We start from the raw sequence: 14,611 nt of genomic DNA, 5'->3' as shown, positions 1-14,611 counted from the left end.
AACCCTCACCGCATATCGCAGGGCTTGCCCCCTCATCCCGCTGCCGCGACCTTCTCCCCGGCGGGGAGAAGAAACAAGCAGCCACCTTTCGCTCCAGAGCTTGCTGTCAAGCTGCACAAGAGCGGACAAGGCGCGGGGGGGCATGCTTTCAGAAATTCAGATCACCGGGTAAAGCGACCAGAAGAACAGTTCATATTCCTGATCGCGATCGTCGTCATGTGACTCGTCGTCTGGTCTGCGCGGTGTTTTGTCCTGAAACTCGGTCTCCACCCGCTCATTGACGACGGGCATCCTTCGGCCGATGCCAAAGAGGTCAAAGGAGAGCATGTTGAACCCTGCTACCATGGCCGTTTCCCTTCTTCACGCGAGTTAACGTAGCGTTAAGTTTCGCGCGTTGCCACGATTTCGTCAAGATTGGCCGGGGAATTTGTCTACCATTTTTAACAACAATGACGTGATCGGCGTTCCGCCGGTGCCGGATTTCGCGCAATGATCGTTTATCGGAGCGATTACAGAGCACCCTTGGAGGCTTCAGAATAGCTTTTTTCGGCCGCTTCCAGTGCGGAATCGGTGTCTGTTGCATGGCCGAGGCTTTTCAGCGCGCTGGAAACGGCGGCGATATTGGCTTTCACCGCATCCGGATTGGCGCGCCTGCCGGTATGGTTGAGCCTTATCAGCCTTTCCGCCCCGGGGCCGACACCGCCTGAAATATCGGCGCCCTGTTGTCTGGAGGCGGCCGAGAGAAACGCCGCGGCCTCGACGGTATCCGGCAATATTGCCGTGGAAACCAGTGCGGAAGCATGTGTCTCTTCCACCCATGTCGTTATGCCAAGCGCCTTGATGCCGGCGCGCGCGGCGGCTGCCGCCCGCTTATGTCGTTGATTGGCGGATGCCAGACCTTCCGCCTCGATCCGGTCCAGTGCCGCCTCAAGGGCGAAGAATTCCAGTGGGGCCGGCGTTCCGGGAAGTGCGCCGCGGCCGGTATCGAGCCAGAGTTTCTTCTGGTCGAGAAGCGAGAGCATGGAGTTTTCCGGCGCTGCGCCATGGGACAGAAGCTCCCACGCCTTTGGGCTGACCGAGATGGCTGAGACCCCGGCTGGACCCGACAGCGCCTTTTGCGGGCCGATGACTGCGATATCAATGCCTAGCCGGTCCGCCTCGAAGGCATGGCCGCCGATGGAAGCGACGGCATCGACCACGGTGACGATGCCCCTGTCTTTAGCGAGTGCAGCAATGGCGGGCAGGGGATTGAGAATGCCGCTCGCCGATTCCGCATGGACGATGGCGAGAAGATTAAAGCCGGTTCCATCGTCCAGCGCCCGCTCAACCTCCTGAAGAGAGATCGGTTTGGCGGGGCTGGCGATGAGGTTGCGGACCGTCGCTCCGCCTCGTTCCAGCCAGCCGCCGAACCATGCGCCATAGGGGCTGGTGACGATATTGAGCGCCCTCAGACCCGGCCGCGCGAGGCTGGCGGCGGTGGCCTCGAGTGCCAGCACCGCTTCCGCCTGTATCAGAAGCACATCGTTCCGCGTGCCCATCAGGGCTGCCAGCCGGTCGGCAAGGACGGCGTAACGGTCTGCGGGAAAGGCGGGAGGGTCGAGAAGCAATGCGTAATCCGGGGCGGGCATATCGTCTTATCCTTGGGTGGTGATGGTGAGCCGCGGCGCAGCCTCGATCAGGGTTCGGGCAGTCGAGGATTGCGGTGCGGAAACGATGTTTGCGGTCCTGCCTATCTCAACGATCCTTCCTGCCTCCATGATGGCGACGCGATGGCAGACGGCGCGGATGACCGAAAGATCGTGTGAAACGAAGATGCAGGCAACGGCCGTCTCGCGCTGTATTTCGACCAGCAGCTCAAGGATTTGCCGACGGACGGAAACATCCAGTGCCGAAACCGCTTCGTCCAGAATGAGAAGCGATGGCTTGAGCGCAATCGCCCGCGCAATTGCCACGCGCTGCCTCTGGCCGCCGGAAAGCTCGAAGACGGAGCGGTCGGCATGGCTAGCGGGCAGGCCGACACGGTCAAGAAGGCGGCGGATTTCCGCCGTCCGCTCCCATCTGTCGACGATGCGGTGGATACGCAGCGGCTCGCCTATGGCGTCCTCGACGCTGGCGCGCGGATTGAACGCGCCATGCGTATCCTGAAACACCATCTGCATCTGTCGCCGAGCGGCACGCAATTCGGCGCCATCGAGCGTCAGCCAGTCACGGTTTTCAAAGCTGACGGTGCCTTCGTCGGCGGGGATCAACCGCATCAGGATGCGCGCCAGCGTCGATTTTCCGCAGCCGGAGGGGCCGGCAAGCCCCAGCGTTTCACCGGGCTGAAGCGAAAAGGAGATGTCGGAGAGCGCCGCAACTGTGCGTCCGCCGGTCCGGTAGGTTTTCGAGAGGTCTTCGACGCTGAGCAGGGCCTCATTCATGATGCGGCCTCATTGATGAGAGGCGGTGTGGAGAGATCGAGATAATCCGAAAGCAATGCGCGCGTATAGTCATGCGCAGGCGAAGACAGCACGCGCCGGGTCGTGCCATGTTCCACCAGCCGTCCCGCGCGCAGAACCGCGATCTCGTCGGCAAGGCTGGAGGCGAGGCCGATATCATGGGTGATGAAGACGAGCGTTCTTTCTTCCTCGCTGACCAGACCGTCCAGCAGCGCGGTAATGGCCGCCTGGCTTACCGTGTCGAGCGCGCTCGTCGCCTCGTCGGCGATCAGGATTGCGGGATGCGCGGCAATGGCGGCGGCAATTGCCACGCGCTGTCTCTGCCCGCCGGAAAGCTGATGCGGATAGGCGGTCAGAAGATGGGAGGGATGCGGCAGTCGCACCCGTTCCAGAAGGTCGCGGGCAAGATCCCGTGCCTGGCGCCATGAAAGGCCGAGATGCCGCACGGCCCCTTCGGCCACCTGTTCGCCGATGGTGAGAACCGGGTTCAGCGTTGCGCCGGTATCCTGAAAAATAGTGCCGATATCGCGTCCCGGCAGGGGCCTGTCGGTGAAAATACCGCTTTCGCGGCCCCAGGAAATATCGCCGGAAACCCGTGCGTTCACAGGCAGAAGCCCGGCAATGGCCCTGGCGAGTGTCGATTTTCCCGAACCGCTTTCGCCGATGATCGCCAGCCTCTGTCCCTGCCGGATCGTCAGCGAAACATCCTGCAGCGCCGGTGTATCGACCGTCGTATAACGGACGTTGAGATCGTCGATCCGGCAGAGTGCATTGCCGCTCATGGCGTTTCTTTCCTTGTCGCCATCGCCCTGTTGATGCCTTCTGCGAGAAGATAAACGCCGATGACGGTAACCAGAAGGCCGATGCCGGGGATGATGGAGAGAAACGCCGCCGAGCGCAGGACGTTGCGTCCTTCGGCGATCATCGAACCCCAGGTGACGATATTCGGATCGCCGAGACCGAGGAAGGACAGCGCCGCCTCCGTGAGGATGGCGGCGGCGACGATGATGGCGGCGAGCGCCAGAACCGGCGGGAGGGCATTGGGCAGGATTTGCCGAAAGGCGATCTCCAGCGGATGCATGCCGATGGCGCGGGCGGACTGCACATAATCGCGCTCGCGGATGCTAAGAACCTGCGCCCGCATCAGCCGTGCCGGATCCGCCCAGGCGCCAAGCGCAATCGCAAGGATGACGATGGGCATGGAAGGGCCGATGGTGCTCACAAAGGCGAGCGCGAGGAGGAAATTCGGCACGATCTGGAAGGCGTCGGTAAGGCGCATCAGGGCTTCATCGACAAGCCCGCCCGCAAATCCCGCGATGGTACCGATGACAGTGCCAATCAGGAGGGCGGCGGCTGCAGCGCCGATGCCAACGAGCAGGGAAGCCTGTGCGCCGTGGGCAAGCCCGGCTAGCACATTGCGGCCCAGCCGGTCGGTGCCGAGCGGCAGGGCAGCGTCCGTGAAGGGCGCAACGAGCGGCTCGCCGACGATCGACAGCGGGTCGCCGGGAAACAGGAGGGGAGCGGCAAGCGCTGTCACCGCAAGCAGCGCCAGAATGATGACGCCCGCCAAACCCTCGAAACTGCGCAGGAGCCGGAGAGCGAAACTCATGCCTGTTGCTCCCCGCTGCCGATGCGCGGATCGAGAACGGCATAAAGAATATCGACGGCGAGATTGATGAGGATGACGAAGACGGCGCTCGTCAGAATGATGCCCATCAACAGCGGCGTGTCGCGGCCGCTGACGGCTTCCTGTGCAAGGCGGCCGAAACCGGGAATGGCAAACACGCTCTCGATCACCACACTGCCGCCCAGCATGGTGGCGGCTTGCAGGCCGAGCACGGTGATGAGCGGAAGGGCGGCGTTGCGGGCGACATGGCGCAGCACGATCCGGCGTCTCGAAAGCCCCTTGGCTCTGGCGAACAGCACGAAATCCAGTGGCCAGACCGCCGCCATGGCCGTGCGCATGACACGCAGGAAAAGCGCCAGATAGATCAGCCCGAGACTGGCGACCGGCAGGACGAGATGGCGCGCAATATCGAGCGCCCTTGCCATGCCCTGTTTTCCGGACGCGATGGTTTCGATGCCTGACGTCGGTAGCCATCTCAGTTGCACGGCAAAGACGATGGCGAGCACGAGGCCGAGCCAGAAGCCCGGCGTGGCATAAAGCGCCAGTGACAGCGCGGAAAGCACACGGTCGGTCAACCCGCCCGGACGCGCGCCCGCCACGATGCCGAGCGCTGTGCCGGTGATGAAAGCGAGCGCGGTGGCGCTGCCCATCAGCAGCAGCGTGTTCGGCAGGCGCTCGAGGATCAGCCCCAGCACCGGCCGGTCGAAGGCGAGCGACCAGCCGAGATCCAGCCGCAGCACCGAACTGGCATAGAGCCAGAAACGGGCCAGCACCGAACCATTCAGCCCATATTGTTCGCGCAGCGCATCCCGCAGCCCGGCATCGCCGCCGCCGATGGAGACGAGATAGGCGTCGACCGCGTCGCCGGATGCGTTTTCAAGCAGGACGAAGGTGAAGATGAGAACGATCAGCAGCACCGGAATGGCGCTGACCGCCCTTCGCCGCAGCAATGTTGCCGCGCGTCTCACGTCGCTTCCTCAGGCATCGACCGCGGTATCGGCCCAGTTGGAAACGGCCCAGCGGGGATTGCTGGCGACATTCTTGACCGTATCGCGCGCCACCGTGATGAAACCCCATTCCGCGACGTTGATCAGCGGCAGGTCGGCGACGACCTGTTTCTGGAAATCCTTGTAGAGCGCCGTGCGGGCCGCGGTGTCCACGGTCACCGCCGCCTTGTCGATCAGCGCGTCCAGTTCCTTATTCTCGTAACCGCCCTGATTGGAGAAGCCGACGCCGGCGGGAATGCCGGAGCGCACCAGAATGGTGGTCGAGATTGCAGGATCGCCACGGAAGACCGGCGGCGCGACGGCAAGATCGAAGGCGTGGTCGGTGTAGACGGCTTTCTGGTGTGCGGCAGAATCATTGTTGACCAGCTCGGCATCGATGCCGATTTCCTGAAGCGCCTGACGAAGGTAGGAACCGAACTGCTTGGTCTCATTGAAGTAGGGTGCGGGCAAAAGCTTCAGCGAAAAACGCTTTCCGTCCGGTCCGCGTGCATAACCCGCCTCGTCCAGCAGGGCGTTTGCCTTGGCGGTGTCGAAATCATAGGTCTCGACATCGTCGGTATAAAATTCCGGCGCGTTCTTCGGCACCGGGCCGGTGGACGCCGTGGCGTAACCGAGGAAGACCTTGTCGATGACGAATTTCCGGTCGATGGCATGGGCGATGGCCTTTCTCACCTTGAGATCGGCCAGCTCCTTGCGACGATGGTTGATTTCGACAACGAGCTGATAGGTCAGCGCTTCGTAACCATCGGCGATCACCTTGATGCCCGGTACCTTGGCGATGCGGGCAAGGTCGGCAAGCGGCACGGCGGAAAAGGCGGCGAGCTGGATTTCTTCCGCCTCAAGTGCGGAGGCGGCACCCGCGCGGTCGGGCAGAACGCGATAGATGATTTCGTCGAGCTGCGGCGCAGCCTTGCCCCAATAATTCGGGTTGCGGGTCAGGCGGTAATATTCGCCGGGCTTATATTCCGTGAAAATGAAGGGCCCGGTGCCGACGGGTTTGGTATTGGCAGGGTTGGTGGCGATATCGGTGCCTTCATAAAGATGTTTCGGGACAACGCTGGTGACAACCGGCAGCGCATTGCGGATGAGCTGGAAGGGGGTGGGCTTGGAGAAACGGAAGATGGCCGTGTGGTCATCAGGCGTTTCCACCTTTTCCAGATTGGCAAAGACCAGCCGGCCGAGGTTTTGCAGCGGTTTCCAGACGGAGAGCGCCGAAAAGGCCACATCCGCCGAGGTGAAGGGTTTGCCATCATGCCAGGTCACGCCTTCGCGCAGCTTGAAAGTGGCGCTGAGACCGTCATCCGACCCCTGCCATTCCGTCGCAAGCCGCGGCTCCAGCCCGTCCTTGCCGGTGAAGGAGGCTTCCGCCAGCGGCTCGACGATCTTGCTGGCAATATAAAAAACGCCGTTGGAAGCGACGATGGCCGGGTTGAGGTTCTTAGGCTCGGAATCGGCCGCGACGATCAGCCGCCCGGCCGGTGCCGCCTGCTGTGCTGCGGCAATGCCGGCAAGTCCCGTGGTTGCGGCTAGAAGAAGCGACGACTTGAGAAGCGAACGACGGGACAAATGGACAGGCGACATGAATTCACTCCGGAATGAGGGCGGGGCGGGCCTTTCCGCGGGGCCGCGGCCTGCCCGATCTTAAGACTGCAACCTCGGCAGTGTCCACGTTAATTCGTGGGCTTTACAGCAATGATTTTACGTTGCGTGAGCGTTTGCGGAAACAATATGCCTCAGAGGGGCGATCCGCTTTTCTCCCTCAGTGGAGGCGTGAAGCCGACACGCCTCAAAACTTGATTTAACGCAATAAAATTATGGGTTTGGGATGCGGCCTGCCGAGTGTTCCGCGCCGTGTTGCGTCTGCGGTGGAGGTGAAAATCTGCCTCGGTGACCCCGTTTGGAAAGGGGTAATTAACCTTTATTTTCTATTTCAGGGAGACCGAAATATGTACGTTTATGATGAGTGTGCACGCTGCCATGAGTTTCTCCCGATCCAGATTCCAGAATTCGTCCAATAGCGTAGGGGAGGGGAGCGACAAGGCTCGTCATGCCGGTGGCCAGGCTGTCGGTCAGCAGGCGGCGGCGATGAAGGCGGGCGTTGCGCCGCGTCCGAATGCTGATGTCAGTGCTGCCGACGCCATCGAGGGCCGCGCTGAGATGCCGGGCTGGCAGAATGCTTTCGTGCTCGGCCCGAATGTCCGTTTTACCCGCACGCCGGAGAGCGCCTTTAGCCGGCGCATGCCGGTCGAGACGCCGAATATTCCGGAAGAGGAAGCGTCCGCTGCCGTTCTGCCCGAATCTGAGGTGGCGGCGCAGCCGGAGGCCGTCGTGCAGCAGGAGATTGCGCCGCAGCCGGTCGTGAAATCGCCGGAGCGGCGTCTTCCGCCGCCGCGCATGCCATTTCTGCCACAGCCGCCCGATGCGCGTGGCGCCAGGGCGCTGACCTATAAATTGCGACTGGAACTTGCCCGCAAACAGGCGGAAGAGGCCGCCGCAGCAGCCCAGATGCCGCCGCAGGCCGACGCGGTCGCGGTCGTTGAAGCGCCGGTGATGGCTTCGCTCGCCCAGCCGTTGCCCGCCGCGCCGCTTGCCGATGCCGGGCAGGCGCCTGCGCCGCAGGCTTCCATCCCCGCTTTTGCCGCCCACCTGCCGGATGAGCTTTTCTGGGAAGTCATGACGCTCGATCTGCCTGATGACGCCGGCGAGGATGTTTCCGCATCCGCGCGCGCTGTTCTTGCAGGGCAGGTATGGGTAAATCCCGTGCTGACAGCGCCGGTGGTTACGGCACCGGTCGTCACCGCCGCAACGGCTCCCATTCGGCTTTCGGCCGAGCCTCCCATCGTCAGAGTGCCGGGCGGATCGGCAATCAGGCTTTATCGCGAAATCGGCGTGCGTCAGTCCGTGGTCCCGGCCCCGGTTCAGATTGCCGAACTGGAGAACGCACCGCAGCCGCAGCCGGTTGTGGAAGCGGCAATAATGGTCATCGAACCGCAAAAGGCTGTGGAGCAGGCCCAGCCGGTGGAGAGAATCGCGGCCGAGCCACGTTTCACGCCCCGCGCGCCCATCCAGGCCTCGCAGCCCATGTTCCGGGAAGCGCCGGTCTTCGCGGACGGCGAATATGAATATCCCTCCATCGATCTTCTGCAGCAGGCCCGCGTGCAGCAGACCACCACCATGACCCCGGAAGCGCTGGAACAGAGCGCCGGGCTTCTCGAAAGCGTGCTGGAGGATTTTGGCATCAAGGGCGAGATCATCGATGTCCGCCCCGGCCCCGTCGTGACGCTTTACGAATTCGAGCCCGCACCCGGTGTGAAGTCCTCGCGCGTCATCGGCCTGTCCGACGATATCGCCCGCTCCATGTCGGCGCTTTCGGCGCGTGTCGCCGTCGTGCCCGGCCGCAATGTCATCGGCATCGAGCTGCCCAACCCGGTGCGCGAGACGGTCTATCTGCGCGAGTTGATCGAAGCGACGGATTATAGTGAAACCCGCCAGAAGCTCGCGCTTTGCCTCGGCAAGACCATCGGCGGCGAGCCTGTCATTGCAGAACTCGCCAAGATGCCGCATCTGCTCGTTGCCGGCACCACCGGCTCGGGCAAGTCGGTCGCCATCAACACCATGATCCTGTCGCTGCTTTACCGGTTGAAGCCGGAGGAATGCCGCCTGATCATGGTTGATCCGAAGATGCTCGAGCTTTCGGTCTATGACGGTATTCCGCATCTTCTCACGCCTGTCGTCACCGATCCGAAAAAGGCGGTCATGGCGCTGAAATGGGCCGTGCGCGAAATGGAAGACCGCTATCGCAAGATGTCGCGTCTCGGCGTTCGCAACATCGACGGTTACAATGCAAGGGCGGCTGCCGCCCGCGCCAAGGGCGAGACTGTGTTCTGCAATGTGCAGACCGGTTTTGACCGCGCCACCGGCGAGGCGGTCTATGAGCAGGAGGAAATGGACCTTACGGCCATGCCCTACATCGTCGTCATCGTCGATGAGATGGCCGACCTGATGATGGTCGCCGGCAAGGAGATCGAAGGTGCGATCCAGCGTCTCGCGCAGATGGCGCGCGCCGCCGGCATCCACCTCATCATGGCGACCCAGCGTCCGTCCGTCGATGTCATTACCGGCACGATCAAGGCCAATTTCCCCACCCGCATCTCCTTCCAGGTGACGTCGAAGATCGACAGCCGCACCATTCTCGGCGAACAGGGTGCGGAGCACCTGCTCGGCCAGGGCGACATGCTGCACATGATGGGCGGCGGCCGCATTGCCCGTGTCCACGGCCCCTTCGTTTCGGACGAGGAAGTGGAAAAGGTCGTGGCGCATCTGAAAACGCAAGGGCGTCCGGAATATCTCGGCACCGTCACGGAAGATGCAGACGAGGCCGACGAAGAGGCGGAAGAGGAAACGGCGGTCTTCGACAAGACCTCGATGGGTGACGACGACAGCGACGATCTCTACGAAAAGGCCGTGAAAGTCGTCATGCGCGACAAGAAGTGCTCGACCTCCTATATCCAGCGCCGCCTGTCCGTGGGCTATAACCGCGCCGCCTCGCTGGTGGAGCGCATGGAGCAGGAAGGCATTGTCGGTCCTGCCAACCATGTCGGCAAACGCGCCATCATCGCTGGCGAGCGCGATTCCTACGATACCATGGGCGCGGACGACTGATCGTCGCGTGGATTTCTACAGTGAAGACCTCCGATGCAGGTCCTTCACCTCGTGATGCCGGGTTTGACCCGGCATCCAGCCACGGCGCGTCCGCGCCGTGAATTGATTCTCTTCCGATCAAGAATTTGATCGCGCCGGATTCCGGCTCGGAATGACAGAAGCGAGGACATGTCGCGTCCTGTGATTTATGAGCGCTTCAGGCACGATATTCGATTGCAAAAACGTGCCCCATGAATAGCGTGTGCGGCATGGATTCTGGAATCGGGAGGGTTCCCCGCATGTCGAATGACAATCAAAACGTCACCGTTCTGGCCAGGCTGGATGAGCTGGAGCGCTTTTGCCGCGCCGTTTTCCTGGCCGTCGGCACGGATGACGAAACGGCCGATGCGGCGACCCGCGCCATGATGCACGGCACGCGGCTTGGCGTGGACAGCCACGGCGTTCGTCTGCTTGCCCACTACATCACGGCGCTCGAAGGCGGGCGTCTCAATCCTCGGCCGCAGATCAGCCGTGTGTCCGGCTTCGGCGCGGTGGAAACGATCGATGCCGATCATGCCCATGGCGCCCGCGCTACCTATGCGGCCATGGATAACGCCATGGCGCTTGCGGAGAAATTCGGCATCGGCGCGGTGGCGATTAGGAATTCGTCGCATTTCGGCCCGGCCGGTGCTTATGCGCTGGAGGCGGCGCGGCACGGTTTTATCGGCCTTGCCTTCTGCAATTCCGACAGTTTTGTGCGCCTGCATGATGGTGCGATGCGTTTCCACGGCACCAACCCCATTGCCGTCGGCGTGCCGGCTGTCGATGACATGCCCTGGCTCCTGGACATGGCGACAAGTGCCGTGCCCTATAACCGCGTCCTGCTTTATCGCAGCCTCGGACAGCAATTGCCTGATGGTGTTGCCTCGGATGGTGACGGGGTCGATACGCGTGACCCCAATGCCGCTGAAATGCTTGCTCCGGTCGGTGGCGAGTTCGGCTTCAAGGGGGCCGCACTGGCGGGAATGGTCGAGATTTTCAGTGCGGTTCTTACCGGCATGAAGCTCAGCTTCGATATCGCCCCCATGCCCGGGCCTGATTTTTCCACGCCGCGCGGGCTTGGGGCCTTCGTTCTGGCGCTTAAACCCGAAGCCTTTCTCGAACGCGCGGTGTTCGATGAGGGCATGACACGTTATCTCGAAGTGCTGCGGGGCTCGCCCGTTCGCGAGGATTGCAAGGTCATGGCGCCGGGCGACAGGGAATGGGCCGTGGCGGCAAGGCGGGAAAGGGAAGGGGCGCCTGTCGATCCCGTCACCCGTCAGGCGTTTTCCGAGCTTGCGGCAAAATTCTCAATCAGTCCGCCCGCCTATCATTAAAGCGATCTGCCGCGGGGCGGTTGCTTGCCGGCGTCATCGCACCGTCAGGCGGGGCGAAGCATCATGTTGGGACGTGAATAGGGGGCGGTCGCCAGGCTCAACCTTTCGGCAACGACAGGACGTCCGAGGTAATAGCCCTGCGCATAATCGATTTCCATCTGGCGTATCAGTCTCAACTGCTCTTCCGTCTCCACGCCTTCGATCAGGATCTTGTGGCCGCGATTGCGGATGAGGCGGATCATGTCCTGCAACATCGCCCGGCCGCGCGGCGTCTTGCTGTCATGCAGGAAGGAGCGGTCGATCTTGACGGTGTCGAAATCCGTCATGCGCAGCCAGGAAAGGCCGGCGAAACCGGTTCCGAAGTCGTCGAGCCATATATTGATGCCGAGCGTCTTCAGGTCGTTGAGGCAGCGCAGCACATCCGAATGCATTTCCATGTCCACGCCTTCGGTAATTTCGAAGGCAAGCCTGTTGCCGGCAATTCCCGCCTCGACGAGGATTGCCGCGACCGAGGTGGCAAAGCCAGGGTTCTTCAATTGCATCGGCGACACGTTGACGCTGACCACCGCCACCCTGTCATCGGCGAGAATCTGCTTGCAGACGGTCTTGATGGTCCAGAGGCCCAGCTCCATGATCGTGCCGGTGCGCTCGGCAATGGGAATGAAGATGCTTGGCGAGACAAAGCTGCCATCAAGCAACCGCAGCCGCATCAGCGCCTCGGCTCCCACCGTTTCGTTGGTCGATACATTGAGGATCGGCTGGTAGACGAGGGAAACAAGATCTTCCGCCACGGCGATTTTCAGCAGTGCGGCGATGTTCTCCGTCTCGTCGCTGGTCTGCGGATCGTCCGGGTCGAACAGTTTCATGCAATTGCGGCCGTTGCCCTTGGCGATATATAGCGCCCGGTCTGCCTCGTTGATGATCTTCTCGAGCTTGCCGTCCGGATTGGGGCGGGTGAAGGACGCACCAATGCTGACGGTGACGATGAAGGTGCCGTCCCGGCGCTGGTCATGCGCAAGCGACAGGTCTTCCACGGTGTGGCGGATGGTTTCGGCAAGCTCGCCCACCTGCTGCTTGGACCTGAACGGCGCCAGCACGATGAACTCCTCGCCGCCATAACGGCCGATGGAGGCGCCATGGCCGATGATGGCGTCCTGCAGGGCGTTGCCCACGGTCACCAGACACCGGTCGCCTTCCTGGTGGCCATAACGGTCATTGTATTTCTTGAAGAAGTCGACATCGATGAGGAGAACGGCAAAACCCTCCTCCTTCTTGCTCCAATTGTCCCACAACAGGCGCAGATGATGATCGATGGCCCGGCGGTTCTGCAGTCCGGTCAGGGAATCGGTGTTTGAAAGCCGCAGCAGCGCCTGTCCCCGCTCTTCTGCCGCCTTCTGCTGGGCCTTGGCCTCCAGCGCGTTGAGAAACACGTGGTATCGTTCCCGGTTCAGGTTCCAGTTCACGTAGGAGGTGAAGACGAAGCAGGATATGTAGAAGGTGCCGAAAGCGAGCTTGTAGAAGATGTCTTCCGGAAACTGCGTCACGGCCAGGAAATAGGTGACGAGAATGATGCCTGAAGACACGAGCGAAAGATGGAAGCGGAAGGTGAAAAACAGATTGGCGCCCATCATGAAGATCGCCCCGAAAACCATGTAATAAGACATGTTTTCGAGATTGTCGGTCAGGAGTGAGGGGACCAGCCAGCCAATATATCCCATGACGAGGGCGGTGGCGCAGGTAAGGTCGAGCGCTGCGGTGCTGGCGCCGATGCGCAGCTGTATTTCCAGCGTCAGCAGGGAGGACAGGACCACGAGCAGGCGTGCGGCGATGGTGTAAAAAGCAACGTCAGGTATCAGAATGATGTCGGTAACGGCAAACAGAAGATAGATAAAAACAGCCGTCCACAGGCCCTGTCTGATCGAACCACGGCGGCTGCGCTCACCTTCCTGCTGGTAAAGGGCAAGAAGTTCATCAGAAAACCGGGAGTCCGGCTGCCGATAGTCTTGCTGTCCATTCACCTCTCCCGATGTGTGCTTCATGCACTTTCCCATAGTGTTGCGTATACTTTATCAAGTAACTGCTTATTCCACTTTTCCGTGTGCTGTAGCACCCGGTGCGGGTTCCTGCCGATCTCTCCCAATGCGAGCGGAAAACATAGAAAGGAAGAACGCATCATACGTTCGCAACATTAAGTTTCGCTAAACTGCGTATCCACTTTCTCCTCCGACCCTAAGTGTGACCAAAAAAATACGCTAATCTACTAATCTATCCCTACACCGCTCAAAAATCGAAAGCGAGTGGCCTTCCGTCTCCCAGAAACGTATAGTTAACAATGTGTTAATACTGGAGGCTGAAGTGGTGCGGGTAAAGAAGAAAAATCTTGACGGGGCAAGTCTGATCACCCCGGATACTGTCGCAAAAGAGATTTTTGCACGCAGGACGGAAAATTTCGATGAGCAGTTCGCAGTTGCGAAAGCAGAAATCGCGCTCATTCTCGAATTGGCACAGCAGCAGTTCGACAATGGTGTTTCAGCACGTGAGATAATACATCGAACGGCCGGCGCGCTGCATGGCCTGCGCGAAAAGCTCCACTCCAGCGTGTGGGCAGAACTGATTCCGCTGGTACAGAATCACGCGGTGTCGGACTATTTTCTCGAGGATCCCTTCACACGCTGGTCGTTCGAAAAGCCGAGAGGTTATTCGGGTGATGCCCAGCTTCTCGACTTCATCTACGGTCACGACAGCGTTGCCGATCTGGTGAAGAAAGCCACGCCGCTTGGCGCTGCCCTTTATGACTACACCAGGGATGCCAGTTCCTCGGTTGCCGTGCGCGAGCGGCGGGATCTGCTGACGCGCTTCGTGGACGAGGCTGCGGCCCGGCATGGCGAGGAAACGGAAATCCTCACCATTGCGTCGGGACATCTGCGCGAGGCGGATGCATCCGTTGCATTGAAAGAGGGCAGGATAAAGCGCTGGGTGGCGCTCGATCAGGACCCCTTGAGCGTCGGCTCCGTCGCGCGTGATTTCAATGGCAGCCGCATCGAGGCGATCGACGGCTCCGTGCGCGATATCGTCCTGCGTACGCAGGAACTGGGCACGTTCGATCTGGTCTATGCCGCCGGTCTCTATGATTATCTGAACGACAGGGTGGCGATCAAGCTCACCCGGCGCTGCATGGAGATGCTCAAACCTGGCGGAATGTTCCTCTTCGCCAATTTCTCCGAGGATATCGTTGTCGACGGCTATATGGAAACCTTCATGAACTGGGCGCTGCTCCTGCGCTCGAAGGCTGATATGTGGCGCATCGTCAATGCCAGCGCCGATCCCTCGAGCATCGAGGCGGATGTGTTCTTCGGCGAAAAACCACAATATCGTCTATGCGACGATGCGTAAGAAGGGCTGAGGCCCATCTGCTGGCTGTTCAGGTGGAGCGAGCGGGTGCCGCCTGCTTCTCTCCCCGTTGGGGGAGAAGTCCACGGCAGCGGGATGAGGGGGCAACGGTAGAGATATTCGGTAACGTTG

10 protein-coding genes and 1 pseudogene are annotated in these 14,611 nt (G+C 61.1%); 3 read left to right on the top strand and 8 right to left on the bottom strand.

Annotated features, from left to right (window positions below; all coding sequences use genetic code 11):
• Positions 1-156: 156 nt before the first annotated feature.
• From AGR13A_RS24965 to AGR13A_RS15510, 7 genes are all read right to left on the bottom strand, one after another.
• On the bottom strand, positions 157-345 hold the full coding sequence (locus AGR13A_RS24965; RefSeq protein WP_003506556.1) for a hypothetical protein: 189 nt from the start codon (positions 343-345) through the stop codon (positions 157-159).
• A gap of 164 nt (positions 346-509) precedes the next feature.
• Positions 510-1,628: a pyridoxal-phosphate-dependent aminotransferase family protein gene (locus tag AGR13A_RS15535; RefSeq protein ID WP_080837283.1), complete on the bottom strand. Its 1,119-nt coding sequence runs from the start codon at positions 1,626-1,628 to the stop codon at positions 510-512.
• A 6-nt stretch (positions 1,629-1,634) separates the two neighbouring features.
• Entirely contained in the window at positions 1,635-2,420 is a 786-nt protein-coding gene (locus tag AGR13A_RS15530; RefSeq protein ID WP_080837280.1) for an ABC transporter ATP-binding protein, read from the bottom strand.
• Positions 2,417-3,220: an ATP-binding cassette domain-containing protein gene (locus AGR13A_RS15525; protein WP_080837275.1), complete on the bottom strand. Its 804-nt coding sequence runs from the start codon at positions 3,218-3,220 to the stop codon at positions 2,417-2,419. Before AGR13A_RS15525 ends, AGR13A_RS15530 begins: the two co-directional genes overlap by 4 nt.
• Positions 3,217-4,047, bottom strand: coding sequence for an ABC transporter permease (locus AGR13A_RS15520; protein WP_080837270.1), 831 nt, complete (start codon positions 4,045-4,047; stop codon positions 3,217-3,219). Before AGR13A_RS15520 ends, AGR13A_RS15525 begins: the two co-directional genes overlap by 4 nt.
• Complete coding sequence (locus tag AGR13A_RS15515; RefSeq protein ID WP_080837262.1) at positions 4,044-5,033, bottom strand: ABC transporter permease; 990 nt, start codon at positions 5,031-5,033, stop codon at positions 4,044-4,046. Before AGR13A_RS15515 ends, AGR13A_RS15520 begins: the two co-directional genes overlap by 4 nt.
• Before the next feature lie 9 nt (positions 5,034-5,042).
• Positions 5,043-6,653, bottom strand: a complete 1,611-nt coding sequence (locus tag AGR13A_RS15510; RefSeq protein WP_080837255.1) for an ABC transporter substrate-binding protein — start codon at positions 6,651-6,653, stop codon at positions 5,043-5,045.
• Between the two features lie 375 nt (positions 6,654-7,028).
• Here AGR13A_RS15510 and AGR13A_RS15505 point away from each other — a divergent pair, with 375 nt between their 5' ends.
• Entirely contained in the window at positions 7,029-9,734 is a 2,706-nt protein-coding gene (locus AGR13A_RS15505) for a DNA translocase FtsK (protein WP_080837254.1), read from the top strand.
• A 278-nt stretch (positions 9,735-10,012) separates the two neighbouring features.
• Positions 10,013-11,089, top strand: coding sequence for an Ldh family oxidoreductase (locus AGR13A_RS15500; protein WP_167377559.1), 1,077 nt, complete (start codon positions 10,013-10,015; stop codon positions 11,087-11,089).
• Positions 11,090-11,133: 44 nt separating this feature from the next.
• On the opposite strand, the gene AGR13A_RS15495 is transcribed toward AGR13A_RS15500, so the two are convergent.
• The gene (locus AGR13A_RS15495; RefSeq protein ID WP_080837247.1) at positions 11,134-13,128 is read right to left on the bottom strand and encodes a putative bifunctional diguanylate cyclase/phosphodiesterase; all 1,995 of its coding nucleotides are present in this window, start codon (positions 13,126-13,128) and stop codon (positions 11,134-11,136) included.
• 316 nt (positions 13,129-13,444) lie between these two features.
• Here AGR13A_RS15495 and AGR13A_RS15490 point away from each other — a divergent pair.
• Positions 13,445-14,492, top strand: a pseudogene (locus tag AGR13A_RS15490) (class I SAM-dependent methyltransferase).
• The last annotated feature ends 119 nt before the right edge of the window (positions 14,493-14,611 follow it).

Source organism: Agrobacterium genomosp. 13 str. CFBP 6927, from assembly GCA_900012615.1.
Lineage (GTDB): Bacteria > Pseudomonadota > Alphaproteobacteria > Rhizobiales > Rhizobiaceae > Agrobacterium.
Note: the sequence above shows the minus strand (reverse complement) of the source record. Positions and strands in the feature narration are given on the sequence as shown.